The sequence below is a fragment of the Sporosarcina cascadiensis genome (assembly GCF_009650995.1).
GTDB classification, from domain to species: domain Bacteria; phylum Bacillota; class Bacilli; order Bacillales_A; family Planococcaceae; genus Sporosarcina; species Sporosarcina cascadiensis.
In genome coordinates this window covers 124240-144728 of sequence record NZ_WHVV01000010.1, presented here as the reverse complement: position 1 = coordinate 144728, position 20489 = coordinate 124240, and the positions used below count along the sequence as shown (strand labels likewise).

The following is a 20489-nucleotide window of genomic DNA, read 5'->3' as shown; positions in this document are numbered from 1 at the left end:
CGCACCTCCTTGACTGGCTCTGTCATTAGAATTAAAGAACTTCTGGAGCAAGTGAAATGATTTTCATGAAGTTGTTATCGCGCAATTCGCGAGCAACTGGTCCGAAAATACGTGTTCCGCGTGGTCCTTTGTCGTCACGGATGATAACGCAAGCATTTTCATCAAATGTAATGTAAGAACCGTCTTTACGACGAACTCCACTTTTCGTACGAACGATGACAGCTTTCACAACGTCACCCTTCTTAACAACGCCACCTGGTGTTGCTTTCTTAACTGTCACAACGACAACGTCTCCGATATTTGCTACTTTACGGCCTGAACCGCCAAGCACTTTAATCGTAAGTACTTCACGAGCACCAGAGTTGTCAGCAACTTTCATTCGAGTTTCTTGTTGAATCATCTAGGCTACCTCCTTCCGCAGTCTGCGTTAAAAACTTATTAGATGATGATCGCTTTTTCAACGACTTCTAGAAGACGGAAACGCTTAGTTGCGGATAATGGACGAGTTTCCATAATACGAACTACATCGCCAATTTTCGCTTCGTTTAGCTCATCATGTGCTTTCAACTTTTTAGAATACTTTACACGCTTACCGTATAAAGAATGTTTTTTGTATGTTTCTACCATTACCGTAACGGTTTTATCCATTTTATCGGAAACGACACGGCCTGTGTATACTTTGCGCTGGTTACGCTCAGTCATGGCTGCAACCTCCTTCATCAGTTATTTGCACTGATTTCTCTTTGACGTATTACAGTTTTCATGCGCGCAATCGATTTACGTACTTCACGGATGCGTGCAGTGTTTTCTAATTGACCTGTCGCTAACTGGAAGCGAAGGTTGAAAAGCTCTTCTTTCAGTGATTTCACTTTTTGCTCTATCTCTGCAGTTGTTAAGTCACGGATTTCATTAGCTTTCATTAGACTCACCACCAATTTCTTCACGTTTTACAAACTTGCTTGTTACAGGAAGTTTGTGCGATGCGAGTCGAAGCGCTTCACGAGCTACCTCTTCCGATACACCTGCAATTTCAAACATTACTCTACCGGGCTTTACAACAGCAACCCAGCCTTCTACAGCACCTTTACCGGAACCCATCCGGACTTCAAGAGGCTTCTTAGTATATGGTTTGTGCGGGAAAATATTGATCCAAACTTTACCGCCACGTTTCATATAACGAGTCATAGCAATACGAGCAGATTCAATCTGACGGTTAGTGATCCAACCTGATTCAAGAGCTTGAAGACCAAACTCACCAAATTGAACAGTAGCGCCACCTTTTGTTTCACCACGCATTTTCCCACGGAATACACGACGATGTTTAACACGTTTAGGCATTAACATATTATTTGCCTCCTTCCCCAGAGTTCTTCTTTACTGGAAGGACTTCACCACGATAAATCCATACCTTTACGCCAAGCTTACCATAAGTAGTATCAGCTTCAGCATGTGCATAATCTATATCTGCACGTAATGTATGAAGAGGGACAGTTCCTTCACTATAGTGTTCAGCACGAGCGATGTCAGCACCGCCAAGACGACCAGACACTTGTGTTTTAATTCCTTTAGCGCCAGAGCGGATTGTGCGTTGAATAGCTTGCTTCTGAGCACGACGGAATGATACACGGCTTTCTAATTGACGAGCGATTGATTCTGCAACTAGTTTAGCATCTAAATCAGCACGCTTAATTTCTACAATATTGATGTGTACACGCTTGCCTGTGATTTCGTTAAGCTGCTTACGAAGTGTTTCTACTTCAGAACCGCCCTTACCGATAACCATACCTGGCTTTGCAGTGTGGATTGTAATGTTAACACGCTTTGCAGCACGCTCAATTTCTACTTTTGAAACTGATGCATCTACTAGACGCTTTTCGATGTATTCACGAACTTTTAAGTCTTCATGCAGTAAGGACGCGTAATCTTTTTCCGCGTACCATTTTGAGTCCCAGTCACGGATGACACCGACACGAAGTCCATTAGGATGTACTTTTTGGCCCACTAATTACCCCTCCTTCTTCTCAGATACCACTAGTGTGATGTGGCTTGTACGTTTGTTGATCGCACTTGCACGACCTTGTGCACGTGGACGGAAACGTTTCATTGTTGGTCCTTCATCTACGAATACTTCACTGACAATTAAGTTCTCTGTGTCCATTTCGTAGTTATGCTCAGCATTTGCAATTGCTGATTTCAAAAGTTTCTCTACAACAGGAGATGCCGCTTTAGGCGTAAGTCGTAGAATAGCCATAGCTTCACCGATATTCTTGCCGCGAATAAGATCAACGACCAAACGAACTTTGCGAGAAGCGATACGGACTGTGCGTACAGATGCTTTAGCTTGTTGCATCAGAATAACCTCCTCTCAAATTAGCGTTTTGTTTTCTTATCGTCGGCACCATGGCCTTTGTATGTGCGCGTAGGTACGAATTCACCTAGTTTATGACCAACCATATCTTCTGTTACATATACAGGAACATGTTTGCGTCCATCATATACTGCAATCGTCAATCCGATGAAAGTCGGGAAGATTGTAGAACGGCGTGACCATGTTTTAATAACCTGTTTCTTTTCTGAATCTTTTTGTGCGTCAACCTTTTTTAGTAAATGGTCATCTGCAAAAGGTCCTTTTTTCAAGCTGCGGCCCATTCTGGAACCTCCTTCCAAGTATGTACTACGGTCCATCTGATGAACCGCAGTGCAATCACATTATTTTTTACGACGGCGAACGATAAGTTTATCTGATTTATTGTTCTTAGAACGAGTCTTGTAACCAAGAGTTGGTTTACCCCAAGGTGTAACAGGACTTGGACGGCCGATTGGTGTACGTCCTTCACCACCACCGTGTGGGTGATCGTTAGGGTTCATTACAGATCCGCGGACTGTCGGGCGCTTGCCTAACCAGCGTGAACGGCCTGCTTTACCAATATTGATTAATTCGTGCTGCTCGTTACCCACTTGACCGATTGTCGCGCGGCAAGTAGCAAGGATCATACGAACCTCTCCAGATTGTAGGCGGATGATGACATATTTGCCTTCACGGCCCAGTAATTGAGCTGAAGTTCCTGCAGAACGGACTAGCTGTCCACCCTTGCCAGGTTTCATTTCAATGTTATGGATTGTAGAACCCATTGGGATGTTTTCTAATGGCAGTGCATTCCCTACACGGATGTCCGCTTCAGGTCCTGACATAATTGTAGTCCCTACTGTTAATCCTTTTGGTGCAAGGATGTATTTCTTTTCTCCATCAGCATAGTTAATCAATGCGATGTTTGCAGAACGGTTCGGATCGTATTCGATCGTAGCAACGCGTCCTGGAATGCCATCTTTCCGACGTTGGAAATCGATGACGCGGTATTGGCGCTTGTGTCCTCCACCTTGGTGACGAACTGTCATTCTACCTTGGTTGTTACGTCCGCCTTTACGCTTGATTGGTTCAAGCAATGATCTTTCTGGCTTGTCTGTTGTAATCTCAGCAAAGTCAGAAGCGGTCATATTACGACGTCCGTTGGAGGTAGCTTTGTACTTCTTGATCGCCATTTGTGTTCCCTCCTTCATTTATTAGTGAAATAATTACATTTCAAAAAGTTCGATATCTTTGGAATCAGCTGTTAGCGTAACAATTGCTTTACGGCGCTTGTTAGTGTAGCCAGCATGTTTTCCCATACGTTTGAACTTGCCTTTGTAGTTCTGAACGTTTACTTTTTCAACTTGTACACCGAAGATTTCTTCAATAGCTTGTTTGACATGCGTTTTGTTCGCTCGCGTATCAACTTCGAATGTGTATTTTCTAAATTCCATTTGCTCAGAAGAACGCTCGGTAATGACCGGACGTTTCAAAATATCACGTGCTTCCATTAACCAAGCACCTCCTCTACTTTTTCAATTGCTGCTTTTGTCATAACGAGCTGATCATGTCCGACTAGGTCAAGGACATTGATGCCGTTCGCTGTAACAACGCTGACTCCAGGAATATTGCGGGCAGACAATGCTACCGTTTCTTCCATATCAGCTGTAACAAAAAGTGCTTTCTTAGTAATTGAAAGATCTTCAAGCACTTTAACAAAGCCTTTTGTTTTTGGTGCGTCAAATGCTAAGTTGTCTACAACGATTAATTCTTCATCGCGAACTTTCGTAGAAAGAGCTGAAAGAAGAGCTAAACGACGAACTTTCTTAGGCATTTTATAGCTGTAGCTGCGTGGTGTCGGACCGAATACGATACCGCCTCCGCGCCACTGTGGTGATCTGATAGACCCTTGACGAGCACGACCTGTGCCCTTTTGACGCCATGGTTTACGACCGCCGCCTGCTACTTCCGCGCGAGTTTTAACCTTGTGGTTACCCTGGCGTAAAGAAGCTTGTTGCTGAATAATTGCTTCAAATAATACTGCATCATTCGGCTCGATTCCGAAAATCGCATCGTTTAGTTCGATGTCGCCGACTGCAGAACCTGTTTGACTTACTACAGATACTTTAGGCATTCCTATTTCCTCCTTCCTCTTTTACTCAGTTCCCTTTGATTGCGCTTTTCACTTGAACAAGTGATTTGCGTGCTCCAGGAACGTTGCCTTTAACTAGTAACAAGTTGCGTTCTTCGTCAACTCGCACAATTTCCACGTTTTGAATCGTTACTGTTTTGCCACCAGTACGACCAGGTAATTTCTTCCCTTTGAATACACGCTGTCCGTCTACCGCACCTAGTGAACCTGGCGCGCGGTGGAAACGAGATCCGTGTGACATTGGTCCGCGTGAGAAACCGTGGCGCTTAATAACACCCTGGAATCCTTTACCTTTTGATACTCCTGTAATGTCTACTACTTCGCCTGCTGCGAATGTATCGACTTTGACTTCCTGACCAACTTCGTATGCACTAACGTCTGCTCCGCGAACTTCACGGATGAAGCGCTTAGGTGCCGTGTTAGCTTTTGCTACATGGCCTTGTTCAGGCTTGTTTGAAAGCTTTTCACGTTTGTCATCAAATCCAAGTTGGATTGACTCGTAGCCGTCTGTTTCGATCGTCTTCTTTTGAAGAACTACGTTTGGAGCAGCTTCAATCACTGTTACTGGGATTAAATCACCGTTTTCAGCAAATACTTGCGTCATACCGACTTTTCTTCCTAAGATTCCTTTGGTCATTAGTCACACCTCCTGTAATATGTTTGTTTTATTTATTATAGTTTAATTTCGATGTCGACGCCTGATGGTAAATCAAGCTTCATTAACGCATCCACAGTTTGTGGAGTCGGATTTACGATATCGATTAAACGTTTGTGTGTACGCATTTCAAATTGCTCACGTGAATCTTTGTAGATGTGAACTGAACGCAATACCGTGTAAACTGTTCTTTCAGTCGGCAACGGAATTGGACCTGAAACACTAGCACCAGAACGTTTAGCCGTTTCAACAATCTTTTCAGCGGACTGATCTAACATTCTGTGATCATAAGCTTTCAATCGGATACGAATCTTTTGTTTTGCCATTACTTTCCCTCCCTTTCGCCTATTTTCTAGACAATTCTCCACGAAAATTTCCCATACACGCGCCATGGCAAAGCGGCCGGGTGTATCGGCAACCTCTCGCTTCATCGCAGTCAAAGACCAACATTCAACATTATACATAACTTAAGAGCTTCACGCAACCCTTTAGGAGAAATTTATCTGGGTTTTATAATCTTTTTTTAATCCGTTTATTATCTTAACAGTTTTTGCGTGCAGATGCACGTATAAAGAAGACCCGCCACAAAATCGGACTTGGTATTAGCTGAGAAATTGTGCGCCTGTGGAGAGATCCTCCCTGCGTTTAGGAAGATGCTTTCTGGAGTGCGGATAGCGAATCAACCACCGCACCGAGCCTGTCTAGCAAAGCGCGCATTTTTTAGTGATCATTTCCTCACCATTTGGGACCTTGCGCAATATACATCTCGCAAACCTACGAAGTGGCTGCAGTGTACGAATTCATCGCAGACTTTCTCGAGCATATGTCCGGTAAACAGGAACTTGAATGAGCGCCGGCATGGCTGCCGTGATCACTCGGCAAGAGTTTATAATCACTCGGACATGTTTAATGAGCGCTTGTGGGCTATTTATGTGTGCTTTTACTGTTTCATGAGCACTTGTATGGTTTGAATGATCAAAAGTAAATAAATTGACCCTCTAACTTCCATATCGCCTGGCCAGCAAAGCCTTTTTCAGTCTCACATATATTTGCTTAGCGTTATTTCTGATCCGCCGAGTTTGTCTCAACACAAAAAAATCCCGCCGGTTAGGGCGGGATTAAAATAAATTATTTTGTGATTGTTGCTACAACGCCAGCTCCAACTGTACGTCCACCTTCACGAATTGAGAATTTAGTACCTTCTTCAATCGCGATTGGAGAGATCAGTTCAACTGTCATTTCAACGTTATCCCCAGGCATAACCATTTCTACGCCTTCAGGAAGTTGGATGATGCCAGTTACGTCAGTTGTACGGAAGTAGAACTGAGGACGGTAGTTTGAGAAGAATGGAGTGTGACGTCCGCCTTCTTCTTTTGATAGAACATACACTTCAGATTTGAACTGAGTGTGTGGCGTGATTGTTCCCGGCTTAGCAAGAACTTGACCGCGCTCGATGTCTTCACGTGATACACCACGAAGAAGTGCACCGATGTTATCTCCAGCTTCCGCATAATCAAGAAGCTTACGGAACATTTCTACTCCTGTTACAGTAGTAGATTTTGGCTCTTCAGATAGACCAATGATGTCAATAACATCTCCGACTTTAACTACTCCACGCTCAACACGTCCAGTAGCAACTGTACCGCGTCCTGTGATTGAGAATACATCCTCAACAGGCATCATGAACGGCTTGTCAGTATCACGTTCCGGAGTTGGGATATAATCGTCAACAGCTTTCATTAGTTCCAAAATTTTCTCTTCCCACTCTGGCTCTCCTTCAAGAGCTTTAAGAGCTGATCCTTGGATAACAGGAATGTCATCGCCAGGGAAGTCATATTCAGATAGAAGTTCACGGATTTCCATTTCTACTAATTCAAGTAGCTCTTCGTCGTCAACCATGTCACATTTGTTCATGAAGACTACTAGGTAAGGAACACCTACTTGACGAGAAAGAAGGATGTGCTCACGAGTTTGTGGCATTGGGCCGTCAGCAGCAGATACTACTAGGATTCCGCCGTCCATTTGTGCAGCACCAGTGATCATGTTTTTAACATAGTCAGCGTGACCCGGGCAGTCAACGTGTGCATAGTGGCGCTTTTCAGTTTCGTACTCAACGTGTGAAGTACTGATTGTGATTCCACGCTCTTTTTCTTCAGGTGCGTTATCAACGTCAGCGTATGATTTCGCTTCTCCACCCATAGCTTTAGATAGAACTGTTGCGATAGCAGCAGTCAAAGTTGTTTTACCATGGTCAACGTGACCAATTGTTCCTACGTTTGCGTGCTCCTTGGAGCGGTCGAATTTTTCTTTACCCATTTTAGAGGTCCTCCCTTTAATTGAAAAGTTTAGTTTTTTTATAGTATAGAAGCCGAGAGCGTGCCCTCGACTATCCATATCTTACAAGCATTTACTTCAGGAAACAAGGATGAACCTTAATTATTCACCTTTGTTTTTCTTGATTACTTCTTCAGCAATGGACTTTGGAAGTTCTTCATAGTGATCGAACACCATAGAGAATACACCGCGGCCCTGTGTGTTTGAACGTAGAGATGTTGCATATCCGAACATTTCAGCAAGCGGAACCATTGCACGAACTACTTGTGCGTTACCGCGAGCTTCCATACCTTCTACACGGCCGCGGCGTGATGTAATATCACCCATGATATCGCCCATGTATTCTTCCGGAATGATAACTTCTACTCTCATTGTCGGCTCAAGGATTACAGGAGCACATTTTGATGCAGCATTTTTCAAAGCCATTGATGCAGCGACCTTAAATGCCATTTCGTTGGAGTCAACGTCATGGTAAGATCCGTCAAACAGGCGTGCTTTGACATCGATTAATGGATATCCAGCCAAAATACCGTTATCTAATGAATCACGAATTCCCGCTTCAACTGCTGGGATATATTCACGAGGAACAGAACCACCAACAATATTATTAACGAATTCGAATCCTTTTCCTTCTTCGTTTGGACCAAATTCAACCCATACGTGACCGAACTGTCCACGTCCGCCTGATTGACGAACGAATTTACCTTCAACTTCAGCCGACTGACGGAATGTCTCGCGGTAGGAAACTTGTGGCGCGCCCACGTTTGCTTCCACTTTGAATTCACGTCTTAGACGGTCAACAATGATGTCCAAGTGAAGTTCACCCATACCTGCGATGATTACTTCGCCTGTTTCCTGGTCTGTATGTGCACGGAACGTAGGATCTTCTTCTTGTAACTTACCAAGAGCTTGACCCATTTTATCTTGGTCCGCTTTTGTTTTCGGCTCGATAGCTACGGAGATAACCGGTTCAGGGAATTCCATTGATTCAAGGATGATCAATGCTTTCTCATCACAAAGTGTGTCACCAGTTGTCGTATCTTTCAAACCAACAGCAGCAGCGATTTCACCCGCATGCACTTCAGAAATCTCTTCACGGCTATTAGCATGCATCTGCAGAATACGACCTACACGCTCACGCTTGCCTTTTGTAGAGTTTGTAACATAAGAACCCGCCTGAAGAATTCCAGAGTAAATACGGAAGAACGTAAGTTTACCTACATAAGGGTCCGTCATTACTTTAAATGCTAGTGCAGAGAATGGCTCTTCATCGCTTGAATGACGCTCTTCCTCTTCTTCAGTATCAGGGTTTACTCCTACCATTGGAGGAATATCAAGAGGTGATGGCAAGAAGTCAATTACTGCGTCCAATACCAACTGAACCCCTTTATTTTTGAAAGCTGTCCCGCAGACTACAGGATAGAACTCAACTGCTAATGTTGCCTTACGAATAGCTGTTTTGATTTCTTCTACTGTAAGTTCTTCGCCGCTAAGATACTTTTCCATTAAGTCTTCATCAAAGTCTACGATTGCTTCGATCAACTTTTCACGGTATTCATTCGCCAGTTCCAGATGTTCAGCAGGGATATCTCCTACAGTTGTATCAGTACCTAGATCGTTTGGATACAATGTTGCCTTCATTTCGATTAAGTCGATAATTCCTGAGAAGTTATCTTCTGCACCGATCGGCAATTGGATAGGGTGTGCATTCGCTTGCAGGCGTTCACGCAGTGTGCCTACTGAATATAAGAAGTCAGCACCAGTTTTATCCATTTTGTTTACGAATACAAGACGTGGTACTTTGTAGTTTGTCGCCTGGCGCCAAACCGTTTCTGTTTGCGGCTCTACACCTGACTGAGCGTCAAGTACCGTAACAGCTCCATCCAATACACGCAATGAACGTTCAACTTCTACTGTGAAGTCTACGTGTCCCGGTGTATCGATGATGTTTACGCGGTGACCTTTCCATGCAGCTGTTGTAGCAGCTGATGTAATCGTGATTCCACGCTCTTGTTCTTGCTCCATCCAGTCCATTTGTGAAGCACCTTCGTGCGTTTCACCAATTTTGTGGATTTTACCTGTGTAAAAAAGGATCCGCTCAGTTGTCGTTGTTTTACCAGCGTCGATGTGAGCCATGATACCAATGTTACGAGTATTCTCTAAGGAGAAATCTCTACCCATTTTGTAAACTCCTTCCGTTTCGGATTACTCTTGTAGTGTATCCGGACTTACCAACGATAGTGAGCAAATGCTCTGTTGGCTTCAGCCATTTTATGCATTTCTTCACGGCGTTTAACAGAAGCACCAGTGTTATTAGAAGCATCAAGAATTTCGTTTGCAAGGCGTTCTTCCATTGTTTTCTCTCCACGTGTGCGTGAATAGTTAACCAGGTAACGAAGACCAAGAGTTGAACGGCGTTCAGGACGTACTTCCACCGGCACCTGATAGTTAGCTCCACCAACACGGCGAGCACGTACTTCAAGAACTGGCATTACATTATTTAGAGCAGCTTCGAATACTTCAAGCGGATCCTTACCAGAACGTTCTTGTACAAGTTCGAACGCTCCATAAAGAATTTTTTGAGAAGTACCTTTTTTACCGTCTACCATCATTTTATTGATAAGGCGGCTTACAAGCTTGGAATTATAAATCGGATCGGGTAACACATCGCGTTTTGCAACAGGACCTTTACGAGGCATAATTAGTTCCTCCTTTCGATATCATTAGTTTATATTACTTTTTTTCTTTTGGCTTTTTAGCACCGTACATCGAACGGCTTTGCATACGGCCGGTTACTCCAGCTGTATCAAGCGCTCCACGTACGATATGGTAACGAACACCCGGTAAGTCTTTTACTCGTCCTCCGCGGATCAGTACCACACTGTGTTCTTGCAGGTTATGGCCTTCACCAGGGATATACGCGTTAACTTCCAATGTGTTTGTCAAACGAACACGAGCATATTTACGTAACGCCGAGTTTGGTTTCTTAGGAGTCATTGTACCAACACGTGTACAAACACCTCTTTTTTGTGGTGAGTTCACGTTAGTCATTGACTTTTTAAAGCTGTTATAGCTTTTCCCCAGAGCCGGTGATTTAGAATTCTCCGATTTCGACTTGCGTGGGTTTCGGACTAATTGATTAATTGTAGGCATTAGGTTGTTCCTCCTTCCGAGCTTTTTGTAATACCACACATCCAGGTGGTTCATTTTTAAGTAAAAACAATGTTCTTGTGCGTGCACACACAAAAACGAATTAGTAAACCAGAGATCTCTGTTCACTGTTGTTTATATGATGATTGCTTCTCGTCGTGACTTATAAAAGTTCCGGGCGACAACTATCAACCTTTTGTATATTATCATCTGCAGGAAGACTTGTCAACAAGTTTAGATAAAATCATTTGAGGCCAGTTTCATTGCTTGCAGATTCCCTTCAGGATGTCTGAAGCTCTCTTTTGCAAACTTCTGATCTCCGATAAAGGCTTTATCTGTATTCAACGGGTGCTTGAACACCCGATGAAAACAGATAAACGGGAACGATGTCCCGTTTATTCTTATTCCACTGTAATTGTATCTTCTTCGAACTCTTCATGCTGCATTTTGATTTGACGGTATCTTTGCATACCAGTACCCGCAGGCACAAGTTTACCGATAATGACGTTTTCTTTCAGGCCGAGCAATTCATCAGTTTTTCCTTTGATTGCTGCGTCGGTAAGAACTCGTGTCGTCTCCTGGAATGATGCAGCTGACAAGAAGGATTCCGTTTCAAGCGACGCTTTGGTAATACCAAGAATAACCGGGCGTGACGTAGCCGGCGCTTTGCCTGCTTTTAATACTTTGCCATTCGCTTCAGCGAACTGATGAATATCCAATAAAGAACCAGGAAGGAGATCCGTATCTCCCGCCTCGATTACACGAACTTTGCGGAGCATTTGGCGAACCATTACTTCCACGTGCTTATCGCCGATTTCAACACCCTGCATCCGGTAAACTTTCTGTACTTCCTTCAACAGATATTCTTGTACAGTCGCTACATCTTTGACTATAATCAATTCTTTCGGATCAATAGAACCTTCTGTAATGCTTTGACCGCGTTCAATTTTATCGCCTTCTTCAACTTTCAAGCGGCCATTGTACGGTGCCAAGTATTTACGCGTTTCTACTTCTCCTTCAATTGTAATTTCTTTCTGACCTTCACGGATCTCATCAATTTCGATTACGGTACCGGCAATTTCTGAAATAACCGCTTGCCCTTTCGGATTACGAGATTCGAAAATCTCCTGAATCCGCGGAAGACCCTGTGTAATATCGTCTCCGGCAACACCGCCTGTGTGGAATGTACGCATCGTCAGCTGTGTACCCGGTTCTCCGATAGATTGAGCCGCAATAATACCTACTGCTTCTCCTACTTCTACCGCTTCTCCTGTAGCCAAGTTGATGCCGTAACATTTCTTACAGACGCCGTGCTTTGTATTACAAGTAAACGCAGAGCGGATTGTTACTTGTTCAATCCCGGCACCAATAATGATATTGCCGATATCCGCCGTGATCAGACCATCTCTTTCGAGAATCACTTCCCCTGTTTCCGGATGAGTGATTGTCTTCTTCGTATGGCGTCCTTCAATACGTTCCTGCAATGTTTCAATCATTTCATTTCCTTCAGTAAGAGCAGCAATCTCAAGACCGCGATCTGTTCCGCAATCGTCTTCGCGAACGATGACATCTTGTGCAACGTCTACAAGACGGCGAGTCAAGTAACCTGAGTCAGCTGTCTTCAGTGCTGTATCAGCAAGACCTTTACGCGCACCGTGAGTGGAAATGAAGTACTCGAGTACAGTCAGTCCTTCACGGAAGGATGACTTGATCGGAAGTTCGATAATACGTCCGGCCGGGTTGGCCATTAGTCCCCGCATACCTGCGAGCTGTGTAAAGTTAGATGCGTTACCACGCGCTCCGGAGTCACTCATCATGTAAATCGGGTTTTCACTATCCAATGAATCCATCAATTTATTTTGAATGACATCTTTGGCATGACTCCAGTAAGAAATAACACGGTCATAGCGTTCTTCTTCAGTAATTAAACCGCGGCGGAACTGCTGTGTAACTTTATCTACTTTGTCTTGTGCTTCATGTAAAATATCTGCTTTATTCGGAAGTACGACAATATCGGAAATACCGATCGTTATTCCTGCACGAGTAGAATATTTAAAACCAAGATTCTTCATCCGGTCCAGCATGCGTGATGTTTCTGTAATATGGAATCGTTTAAAAATTTCTGCGATGATGTTCCCCAAAATACCTTTCTTGAACGGTGTAATGAGTTCAGCATCCTTCAAGTGTTCCTTTATATTTACTGTACCGTCCACGAAATACTTGGCAGGGGTTTCCACTTGCAAGTTATCCATTGTAGGTTCGTTAATATACGGGAATGACTCAGGCAGAATTTCGTTGAAAATAATCTTACCTACCGTTGTCAGAAGAAGTTTTTTGTTCTGTTCTTCTGTAAACGTCGGATTATTTATGCTTCCAGCCTGTATCGCAATACGGGAGTGTAAGTGAACATGACCTGTCTGATAAGCAATCAATGCTTCATTCGGATCACTGAACACAGCTCCTTCACCCGCAGCGTTTTTCCGTTCAACAGTTAAGTAATAGTTACCCAGAACCATATCCTGTGAAGGTGTTACAACTGGTTTTCCATCTTTCGGATTCAAGATGTTTTGTGCGGCAAGCATCAATAGACGCGCTTCCGCTTGTGCTTCTGCAGATAGCGGTACGTGAACAGCCATTTGGTCACCGTCAAAGTCTGCGTTATATGCGGTACAAACAAGCGGGTGCAATGTGATGGCGCGTCCTTCTACCAGCATCGGTTCAAACGCCTGGATTCCCAAACGGTGAAGCGTCGGTGCTCGGTTAAGTAATACCGGGTGTTCTTTGATAACATCTTCAAGAACATCCCATACTTCGGAATGAAGACGCTCAATTTTTCGTTTTGCACTCTTGATATTGTGAGCCAAATTACGTTCTACCAATTCTTTCATAACGAACGGCTTAAACAGCTCAATCGCCATTTCCTTCGGCAGCCCGCACTGGTACATTTTAAGATTTGGTCCTACAACGATAACGGAACGACCAGAGTAGTCAACACGTTTTCCAAGCAAGTTTTGACGGAAACGGCCCTGTTTACCTTTCAGCATATGAGAAAGAGATTTCAACGGGCGGTTACCTGGACCGGTTACCGGTCTTCCGCGTCGTCCGTTATCTACTAATGCATCTACAGCTTCCTGTAGCATGCGTTTCTCGTTCTGAACAATGATTCCGGGTGCTCCTAAATCCAAAAGGCGCTTCAAACGGTTATTCCGGTTAATTACCCGGCGGTACAAGTCATTTAAGTCAGAAGTCGCAAAACGTCCGCCGTCCAGCTGTACCATGGGACGCAATTCAGGAGGAATAACAGGAAGTACTTCTAATACCATCCATTCCGGACGATTACCGGAGTTACGGAATGATTCAACTACTTCCAGACGTCTGATTGCCCGTGTACGACGCTGGCCCTGGACAGTCTTCAGTTCTTCTTTCAATGAATCTGTCTCTTTGTCCAGATCGATCGCCCGCAATAGCTGTTCAATCGCTTCTGCACCCATAGCCGCCTGGAATTTAGAACCGTACTTTTCACGATAAAGACGATATTCTTTTTCTGACAGCAATTGTTTACGCTCAAGCGGTGTATCAGCCGGTTCGACTACTACGTATGAAGCAAAGTAAATAATTTCTTCCAATGCACGCGGCGTCATGTCTAAAATCAAGCCCATTCGGCTAGGGATTCCTTTGAAATACCAAATATGTGTAACAGGTGCCGCCAATTCAATATGCCCCATACGTTCCCGGCGCACTTTCTGACGTGTGACTTCTACGCCGCACCGATCACAAACGACGCCTTTGTAACGTACCCGTTTGTACTTTCCGCAGTGACATTCCCAGTCTTTTGTAGGTCCGAATATTCTTTCACAGAACAATCCGTCCTTTTCCGGTTTTAACGTGCGGTAGTTGATAGTTTCAGGTTTTTTTACTTCTCCGTATGACCAAGAACGGATCTTGTCTGGTGAAGCCAGGCCAATTTTCATATACTCAAAATTATTAACATCAATCAAGGAGCCTACCTCCCTTTTGTCTAATCGCCACAACGGCTCGTCAGGCAACTTTACTTGTATTAGTGCATTCAGTCAGAAGTGATTCGTAAACTGAATAGAATAGAAGAGGGTGCTCGAAGCCCTCTTCTATTCGGTTGTAGAATTCTTATTTATGTTATTCAGATCAGCGCTTTCCGCTTTAGGTTCCTCTAGCTCCAAGCGCCAGCCTCTCGGGTCGTTTCGGTCTTAAAGATAAAGGCAAAATGCGCCTTTATTTTAAGTCCTCCAACGCCTGTCGAGGCTGAACGGCGCTTTCCGCTTTAGGTTACATCCAGCTCCAACGGCTAGAGGCTCGGGTCATAAGGCAAAGCTGCTGTGTGGCAAAGAACGCCACTTCGCAGCTTCGCCTTATGCCTGCCGCCTCTGGACAGCCGTTTCCGCTTTAGCTTATCGGCTGATCTTCTTTCATTAGGTTTAATGCGTCAGTTGGCTGCAGATCTTCTTCGTCGTCCAGGTCGCGCAGTTCGATTTCTTCCAGGTCTTCTGTAAGCATTTTGACGTCTAATCCCAAACTTTGAAGTTCTTTGATTAGTACTTTGAATGATTCAGGTACGCCCGGCTGCGGTACGCTGTCGCCTTTGACAATCGCTTCGTATGTTTTCACACGGCCCACGACGTCATCGGATTTGACTGTTAAGATTTCCTGCAATGTATAAGCAGCACCGTATGCCTCAAGTGCCCATACTTCCATCTCTCCGAAACGCTGTCCGCCGAACTGCGCTTTACCGCCCAGTGGCTGCTGTGTAACGAGTGAGTATGGTCCGGTAGAACGTGCGTGAAGCTTATCGTCTACCATGTGTGCAAGTTTGATCAAGTACATGACACCGACTGATACTCGGTTATCAAATGGTTCACCCGAACGGCCGTCATACAATACGGTTTTACCGTCTCGATTCATGCCTGCTTCTTCCATGGTGGACCAAACGTCTTCTTCATTCGCTCCGTCAAAGACAGGGGAAGCGGTATGAATGCCAAGACTGCGTGCTGCCATACCCAAGTGCATTTCCAGAACCTGTCCGATGTTCATTCGTGATGGAACCCCAAGCGGATTCAACATGACATCGATCGGTGTGCCGTCCGGCAGATAAGGCATTTCAGATTCAGGTAAGATTCTGGAAATTACCCCTTTGTTTCCGTGGCGTCCAGCCATTTTATCTCCAACAGAGATTTTACGCTTCTGTACAATGTACACACGTACTAACTGATTAACGCCTGGAGACAATTCATCGCCGTCTTCACGGTTAAACACTTTCACGTCCAATACGATTCCGCCTGCTCCGTGAGGAACTTTCAATGACGTATCCCGGACTTCCCGTGCCTTTTCTCCAAAGATTGCGTGCAGGAGACGTTCTTCAGCAGTCAATTCCGTTACCCCTTTAGGAGTTACTTTACCAACTAAGATATCGCCGTCGCGCACTTCTGCACCCACCCGTATAATTCCTCTGTCGTCCAGATTGCGCAATGCATCTTCTCCGACGTTTGGAATATCACGTGTGATTTCTTCAGGTCCAAGCTTTGTATCACGTGCTTCTGACTCATATTCTTCAATATGGACAGATGTGAATACATCATCTTTCACGAGGCGCTCACTCATAATGATCGCATCCTCGTAGTTATAACCGTCCCATGTCATGAATGCCGTCAGAACATTACGGCCAAGCGCAAGTTCTCCTTGCTCCATTGACGGGCCGTCCGCTAAAATATCCAGCGGCTTCACACGGTCGCCGACTTTCACAATCGGACGCTGATTATAGCAAGTTCCTTGGTTGGAACGAATGAATTTCGACAGTCGATAAATAACCAGATCGCCCTTCACTTCTTTGCCGTCTACTTCTTCAATACGGCGGATACGGACTTCTCTCGCTTCCACATGCTCGACGATACCAAGATGTTTAGACACAACGGCAGCACCTGAGTCACGTGCGGAGATATGCTCCATACCTGTCCCGACCAGTGGAGATTCAGGGTTCAATAAAGGTACCGCTTGTCGTTGCATGTTCGCACCCATCAATGCACGGTTCGAGTCATCGTTTTCCAAGAATGGAATACAAGCAGTCGCCGCAGAGACAACTTGCTTAGGCGAAACGTCCATGTAATCAATTTGATCTCTTCTGAAGACCGTGTTGTCACCCTGGAAACGCCCTACTACTTCTTCGTTAACAAATGAACCATCGTCACCCAGCACTGCGTTTGCTTGTGCTACAACGTAGTTATCTTCAATATCTGCTGTCAGATAATCAATTTGCGCTGTTACGTGACCTGTTTCAGGATCTACTTTACGATAAGGTGTTTCGATGAAGCCAAAACGATTCACCTTTGCAAATGTAGAAAGCGAGTTGATCAGCCCGATGTTCGGACCCTCCGGCGTCTCAATCGGACACATACGACCATAGTGAGAGTAGTGAACGTCCCGCACTTCCATGCCTGCACGCTCACGAGTTAATCCACCCGGTCCTAATGCGGACAGACGGCGTTTGTGTGTCAGTTCAGCCAGTGGATTTGTTTGATCCATGAACTGAGAAAGCTGAGAACTGCCGAAGAACTCTTTAATTGATGCAATTACTGGCCGTATATTGATCAATTGCTGAGGCACGATAGATTGCGTGTCATTGATCGACATGCGCTCTTTTACTACTCGCTCCATACGTGAAAGACCGATGCGGAATTGATTTTGCAGCAATTCACCGACAGAACGTAAACGACGGTTCCCAAGGTGGTCTATATCATCTGTATTTCCTACACCGTGCAGCAGGTTAAAGAAATAACTGACGGAAGCAACAATATCTGAAGGGGTAATATGTTTGACAGACTCGTCTACTTCAGCATTTGAAATAACGTTGATTACTTGTTTCTCTTCACTCTTCGGCGCATAAATTTTCAGCACCTGAATCGTCATCGGCTCTTCTAAAACAGATCCCGCATGTTCGATTGACTGCGAATTAATACCAGCCGTCAGGAATGGAAGTAATCTGTCAAGTGTACGGCGGTCGATCAATTGGTCTTTTTCAACTAGAATTTCTCCAGTTTCCGGATCAACCAGTGTCTCGGCAGCCGTTTGGTTGAATAAGCGATTTTGCAAATGAAGTTTCTTATTCATTTTATAGCGCCCAACATTCGCTAAATCATAGCGTTTCGGGTCAAAGAAGCGGGAATACAACAGACTTCTCGCGCTATCCAGCGTTGGCGGTTCACCCGGTCGCAGACGCTCATAAATTTCAAGCATTGCTTTTTCGGTAGTTTCGGTATTATCTTTATCAAGCGAATTACGTAAATACTCGTTATCACCGATTAAATCGATAATCTCTTGATCCGTCGAAAAGCCCAGTGCACGAAGTAAAACAGTGATTGGCAATTTACGAGTCCGATCAATCCGTACGTGTACAACGTCTTTTGCATCTGTTTCATACTCAAGCCATGCACCGCGATTCGGTATTACAGTTGCCCCGAAACCACGCTTACCATTCTTGTCTGTTTTATCATTGTAATAGACACTTGGCGAACGAACGAGCTGCGAAACGATAACGCGCTCTGCTCCATTAATAATGAATGTGCCGTTTTCTGTCATAAGAGGGAAATCCCCCATGAAAACGTCCTGTTCTTTTACATCGCCAGTTTCTTTGTTATGAAGACGTACTTTTACACGAAGTGGTGCTGCGTATGTCACATCGCGCTCTTTTGATTCGTCCACTGGATATTTCGGCTCACCCAGCTGGTAGTCGATAAATTCCAAAGAAAGATTTCCAGTGAAATCTTGGATAGGAGAAATATCACGGAACATTTCCCGTAATCCTTCTTCCAAGAACCACTCATACGACGCCGTTTGAATTTCAATCAAATTAGGCAGATCGAGCACTTCGTTGATTCGCGCGAAACTCCTACGCTGACGATGTTGACCATACTGAACTAAATGACCTGTCAACTCATTCACCCCTCATTAAGACAATATTAGTTTTTGCAAAATCAGAAATTCAGCTGTGACTTCGAAAAAACAAAAAGAAAACGAGTTCCGACTAGAGCTCATTTTCGATTTCACAATCTTTTATCCAAACATCAGTATGCCTTTTTTTCTGATGTTTCAGTCAAAAGGGCATACAGCTGCAATATAATTATTTATGCATTTAATAATGCTACTATAAACATATCCCACTGTCAACCTTTTTTTGCTAACAGAATGAAATACCCTTTTCTCTTAGCGGCCGTTTCGACATTTCCAAACAGCTTTTTCAAGTATTCAATAGTAGAAGGTGCACCCTGTTTCTTCTGGATCACGACCCACAGCTCTCCGCCCTGGGCAAGTTTCTCAAAAGCCCCTTGATAAAATGAAAAAACGGTTTGTTTACCCGCCCGGATTGGCGGATTCGTCACTACAGCCGCAAACTGACCGGCACCTACCCGTTCAACACCGCTGCTTTCATAGATCTTCACATTACGTATTCCATTAATTTCCGCATTCGTTCCCGAGAGAGCAAGGGCCCGTTCATTGACATCAACCATATGAACAATTCGTTCAGGAAAAGAAGCAGCAATCGAAAGAGCAACCGGCCCGTAACCACAGCCAATTTCCAGGAAGTCTCCCCTAATCCCCGGCTCTTTAAACGTTTCAGCCAATAATTGCGAACCTTCGTCAATACCATTTTTACTGAATACACCCGAATCTGTCGAAAATGTAAAAGACCGATCGCGGATCTCCGCCTTCCACCTTTTTGGCGCACTGGTGACCTGAGGGTTTTTTGAGTAATAATGTTCGCCCATATTCACACCTCCTTGAATGATGTTAAATGATTCATGCCACACAGGGAATCGCTGATAAACTTTTAGAAAATCACTCTAGATGAAGAAAAAAGCCCGTCAAATAGACGGGCTTTTCTCCAATAAGCAGAAATTACTTAACTTCTACAGATGCGCCAACTTCTTCAAGTTTAGCTTTCATTTCTTCAGCTTCTTCTTTAGCTACGCCTTCTTTAAGAGCTTTAGGAGCTTCGTCTACTAGAGCTTTAGCTTCTTTCAAGCCTAATCCAGTGATTTCACGAACAGCTTTGATTACTTTAATCTTTTCAGCACCCGCTGATGCAAGGATTACGTCAAATTCTGTTTGCTCTTCAGCTGCGTCTCCGCCGCCTGCTGCAGCTGCTGCAACCGGTGCTGCTGCTGTTACGCCGAATTCGTCTTCGATTGCTGTAACAAGTTCATTTAGTTCAAGAACTGTCATTTCTTTAATTGCGTCTAGGATTTGTTCTTTAGTCATTTTAAGTTCCTCCTGGAAAGTTGTATTAGCCGGTATATATGATCCGGCGGTCATTAAGATGCGGTATTATGCACCTTGTTCTTCTTTTTGTTCTGCAACTGCTTTTGTAGCAAGCGCGAAGTTGCGCACTGGTGCTTGAAGAACGCTGAGTAGCATAGACAATAGTCCTTCGCGTGAAGGCAGAGTAGCCAATGCTTTAACATCTGCTTCTGATGCGACTGTTCCTTCGATCACACCTGCTTTGATTTCAAGCTTTTCGTTCTTTTTCGCGAAATCATTAAGGATTTTCGCTGGCGCTACTACATCTTCATTAGAGAATGCAATAGCATTCGGGCCTGTAAGGTGTTCATTCAAGCCTTCAAGTCCTGCTGATTCTGCCGCACGGCGAGTCATTGAGTTTTTGTAAACTTTAAATTCAACGCCTGCATCACGTAGTTGTTTACGCAATTCTGTTACTTGTGAAACCGTAAGACCACGGTAGTCCACAACTACTACAGAAGCTGCTTCTTTCAACTTATCAGCGATTTCTGTTACAACCGCCTGTTTAGCTTCTAAAACTTTGCTCATGT

At 44.3% G+C, this 20489-nt stretch carries 21 protein-coding genes; all 21 read right to left on the bottom strand.

Annotated elements, in window-relative coordinates; translation table 11 throughout:
- Positions 1-31: 31 nt before the first annotated feature.
- Complete coding sequence (gene rplN, locus GDZ68_RS12145; protein ID WP_153722571.1) at positions 32-400, bottom strand: 50S ribosomal protein L14; 369 nt, start codon at positions 398-400, stop codon at positions 32-34.
- Between the two features lie 38 nt (positions 401-438).
- Positions 439-702, bottom strand: coding sequence for a 30S ribosomal protein S17 (gene rpsQ, locus GDZ68_RS12140; RefSeq protein ID WP_153722570.1), 264 nt, complete (start codon positions 700-702; stop codon positions 439-441).
- A gap of 17 nt (positions 703-719) precedes the next feature.
- Positions 720-920 (bottom strand): 50S ribosomal protein L29, encoded by a 201-nt coding sequence (gene rpmC / locus GDZ68_RS12135; protein WP_025783856.1) that lies wholly within the window; start codon positions 918-920, stop codon positions 720-722.
- Complete coding sequence (rplP, locus tag GDZ68_RS12130; protein ID WP_153722569.1) at positions 910-1344, bottom strand: 50S ribosomal protein L16; 435 nt, start codon at positions 1342-1344, stop codon at positions 910-912. The genes rpmC and rplP overlap by 11 nt, the downstream gene beginning before the upstream one ends.
- 1 nt (position 1345) lies before the next feature.
- The gene (rpsC, locus tag GDZ68_RS12125; protein WP_153722568.1) at positions 1346-2002 is read right to left on the bottom strand and encodes a 30S ribosomal protein S3; all 657 of its coding nucleotides are present in this window, start codon (positions 2000-2002) and stop codon (positions 1346-1348) included.
- A gap of 3 nt (positions 2003-2005) precedes the next feature.
- Positions 2006-2350: a 50S ribosomal protein L22 gene (gene rplV, locus GDZ68_RS12120; protein ID WP_037561627.1), complete on the bottom strand. Its 345-nt coding sequence runs from the start codon at positions 2348-2350 to the stop codon at positions 2006-2008.
- 20 nt (positions 2351-2370) lie between these two features.
- The gene (rpsS, locus tag GDZ68_RS12115; protein WP_081243208.1) at positions 2371-2649 is read right to left on the bottom strand and encodes a 30S ribosomal protein S19; all 279 of its coding nucleotides are present in this window, start codon (positions 2647-2649) and stop codon (positions 2371-2373) included.
- 60 nt (positions 2650-2709) lie between these two features.
- The gene (rplB, locus tag GDZ68_RS12110; RefSeq protein WP_153722567.1) at positions 2710-3540 is read right to left on the bottom strand and encodes a 50S ribosomal protein L2; all 831 of its coding nucleotides are present in this window, start codon (positions 3538-3540) and stop codon (positions 2710-2712) included.
- Positions 3541-3573: 33 nt separating this feature from the next.
- Positions 3574-3858 (bottom strand): 50S ribosomal protein L23, encoded by a 285-nt coding sequence (gene rplW / locus GDZ68_RS12105; RefSeq protein ID WP_153722566.1) that lies wholly within the window; start codon positions 3856-3858, stop codon positions 3574-3576.
- Positions 3858-4481 (bottom strand): 50S ribosomal protein L4, encoded by a 624-nt coding sequence (gene rplD / locus GDZ68_RS12100; protein ID WP_153722565.1) that lies wholly within the window; start codon positions 4479-4481, stop codon positions 3858-3860. The genes rplW and rplD overlap by 1 nt, the downstream gene beginning before the upstream one ends.
- Before the next feature lie 25 nt (positions 4482-4506).
- Positions 4507-5136, bottom strand: coding sequence for a 50S ribosomal protein L3 (rplC, locus tag GDZ68_RS12095; protein WP_153722564.1), 630 nt, complete (start codon positions 5134-5136; stop codon positions 4507-4509).
- A 35-nt stretch (positions 5137-5171) separates the two neighbouring features.
- Positions 5172-5480 (bottom strand): 30S ribosomal protein S10, encoded by a 309-nt coding sequence (gene rpsJ, locus GDZ68_RS12090; RefSeq protein WP_153722563.1) that lies wholly within the window; start codon positions 5478-5480, stop codon positions 5172-5174.
- A gap of 802 nt (positions 5481-6282) precedes the next feature.
- A complete protein-coding gene (gene tuf, locus GDZ68_RS12085) occupies positions 6283-7470 on the bottom strand; it encodes an elongation factor Tu (protein WP_153722562.1) in 1188 nt (395 codons plus the stop codon).
- Positions 7471-7590: 120 nt separating this feature from the next.
- Positions 7591-9669 (bottom strand): elongation factor G, encoded by a 2079-nt coding sequence (gene fusA, locus GDZ68_RS12080; RefSeq protein ID WP_153722561.1) that lies wholly within the window; start codon positions 9667-9669, stop codon positions 7591-7593.
- 47 nt (positions 9670-9716) lie between these two features.
- A complete protein-coding gene (gene rpsG / locus GDZ68_RS12075; protein ID WP_153722560.1) occupies positions 9717-10187 on the bottom strand; it encodes a 30S ribosomal protein S7 in 471 nt (156 codons plus the stop codon).
- 34 nt (positions 10188-10221) lie between these two features.
- A complete protein-coding gene (rpsL, locus tag GDZ68_RS12070; protein ID WP_153722559.1) occupies positions 10222-10641 on the bottom strand; it encodes a 30S ribosomal protein S12 in 420 nt (139 codons plus the stop codon).
- 398 nt (positions 10642-11039) lie between these two features.
- Positions 11040-14636 carry a DNA-directed RNA polymerase subunit beta' gene (gene rpoC, locus GDZ68_RS12065; RefSeq protein ID WP_153722558.1) on the bottom strand — a complete coding sequence of 1199 codons (3597 nt, stop codon included), beginning with the start codon at positions 14634-14636 and terminating at the stop codon, positions 11040-11042.
- A gap of 421 nt (positions 14637-15057) precedes the next feature.
- Positions 15058-18603 (bottom strand): DNA-directed RNA polymerase subunit beta, encoded by a 3546-nt coding sequence (gene rpoB / locus GDZ68_RS12060; RefSeq protein ID WP_194841146.1) that lies wholly within the window; start codon positions 18601-18603, stop codon positions 15058-15060.
- 221 nt (positions 18604-18824) lie between these two features.
- Positions 18825-19427, bottom strand: a complete 603-nt coding sequence (locus GDZ68_RS12055; protein ID WP_153722556.1) for a class I SAM-dependent methyltransferase — start codon at positions 19425-19427, stop codon at positions 18825-18827.
- 130 nt (positions 19428-19557) lie between these two features.
- A complete protein-coding gene (rplL, locus tag GDZ68_RS12050; protein ID WP_153722555.1) occupies positions 19558-19920 on the bottom strand; it encodes a 50S ribosomal protein L7/L12 in 363 nt (120 codons plus the stop codon).
- A 66-nt stretch (positions 19921-19986) separates the two neighbouring features.
- Positions 19987-20487: a 50S ribosomal protein L10 gene (gene rplJ / locus GDZ68_RS12045; protein WP_153722554.1), complete on the bottom strand. Its 501-nt coding sequence runs from the start codon at positions 20485-20487 to the stop codon at positions 19987-19989.
- Positions 20488-20489 lie beyond the last annotated feature (2 nt).

What these genes read in the sequence shown, in the direction of transcription:
- rplN (WP_153722571.1), bottom strand. Translation starts at nt 400, where the DNA reads ATGATTCAACAAGAAACTCGAATGAAAGTTGCTGACAACTCTGGTGCT.
- rpsQ (WP_153722570.1), bottom strand. Translation starts at nt 702, where the DNA reads ATGACTGAGCGTAACCAGCGCAAAGTATACACAGGCCGTGTCGTTTCC.
- rpmC (WP_025783856.1), bottom strand. Translation starts at nt 920, where the DNA reads ATGAAAGCTAATGAAATCCGTGACTTAACAACTGCAGAGATAGAGCAA.
- rplP (WP_153722569.1), bottom strand. Translation starts at nt 1,344, where the DNA reads ATGTTAATGCCTAAACGTGTTAAACATCGTCGTGTATTCCGTGGGAAA.
- rplV (WP_037561627.1), bottom strand. Translation starts at nt 2,350, where the DNA reads ATGCAACAAGCTAAAGCATCTGTACGCACAGTCCGTATCGCTTCTCGC.
- rpsS (WP_081243208.1), bottom strand. Translation starts at nt 2,649, where the DNA reads ATGGGCCGCAGCTTGAAAAAAGGACCTTTTGCAGATGACCATTTACTA.
- rplB (WP_153722567.1), bottom strand. Translation starts at nt 3,540, where the DNA reads ATGGCGATCAAGAAGTACAAAGCTACCTCCAACGGACGTCGTAATATG.
- rplW (WP_153722566.1), bottom strand. Translation starts at nt 3,858, where the DNA reads ATGGAAGCACGTGATATTTTGAAACGTCCGGTCATTACCGAGCGTTCT.
- rplD (WP_153722565.1), bottom strand. Translation starts at nt 4,481, where the DNA reads ATGCCTAAAGTATCTGTAGTAAGTCAAACAGGTTCTGCAGTCGGCGAC.
- rplC (WP_153722564.1), bottom strand. Translation starts at nt 5,136, where the DNA reads ATGACCAAAGGAATCTTAGGAAGAAAAGTCGGTATGACGCAAGTATTT.
- rpsJ (WP_153722563.1), bottom strand. Translation starts at nt 5,480, where the DNA reads ATGGCAAAACAAAAGATTCGTATCCGATTGAAAGCTTATGATCACAGA.
- tuf (WP_153722562.1), bottom strand. Translation starts at nt 7,470, where the DNA reads ATGGGTAAAGAAAAATTCGACCGCTCCAAGGAGCACGCAAACGTAGGA.
- fusA (WP_153722561.1), bottom strand. Translation starts at nt 9,669, where the DNA reads ATGGGTAGAGATTTCTCCTTAGAGAATACTCGTAACATTGGTATCATG.
- rpsG (WP_153722560.1), bottom strand. Translation starts at nt 10,187, where the DNA reads ATGCCTCGTAAAGGTCCTGTTGCAAAACGCGATGTGTTACCCGATCCG.
- rpsL (WP_153722559.1), bottom strand. Translation starts at nt 10,641, where the DNA reads ATGCCTACAATTAATCAATTAGTCCGAAACCCACGCAAGTCGAAATCG.
- GDZ68_RS12055 (WP_153722556.1), bottom strand. Translation starts at nt 19,427, where the DNA reads ATGGGCGAACATTATTACTCAAAAAACCCTCAGGTCACCAGTGCGCCA.
- rplL (WP_153722555.1), bottom strand. Translation starts at nt 19,920, where the DNA reads ATGACTAAAGAACAAATCCTAGACGCAATTAAAGAAATGACAGTTCTT.
- rplJ (WP_153722554.1), bottom strand. Translation starts at nt 20,487, where the DNA reads ATGAGCAAAGTTTTAGAAGCTAAACAGGCGGTTGTAACAGAAATCGCT.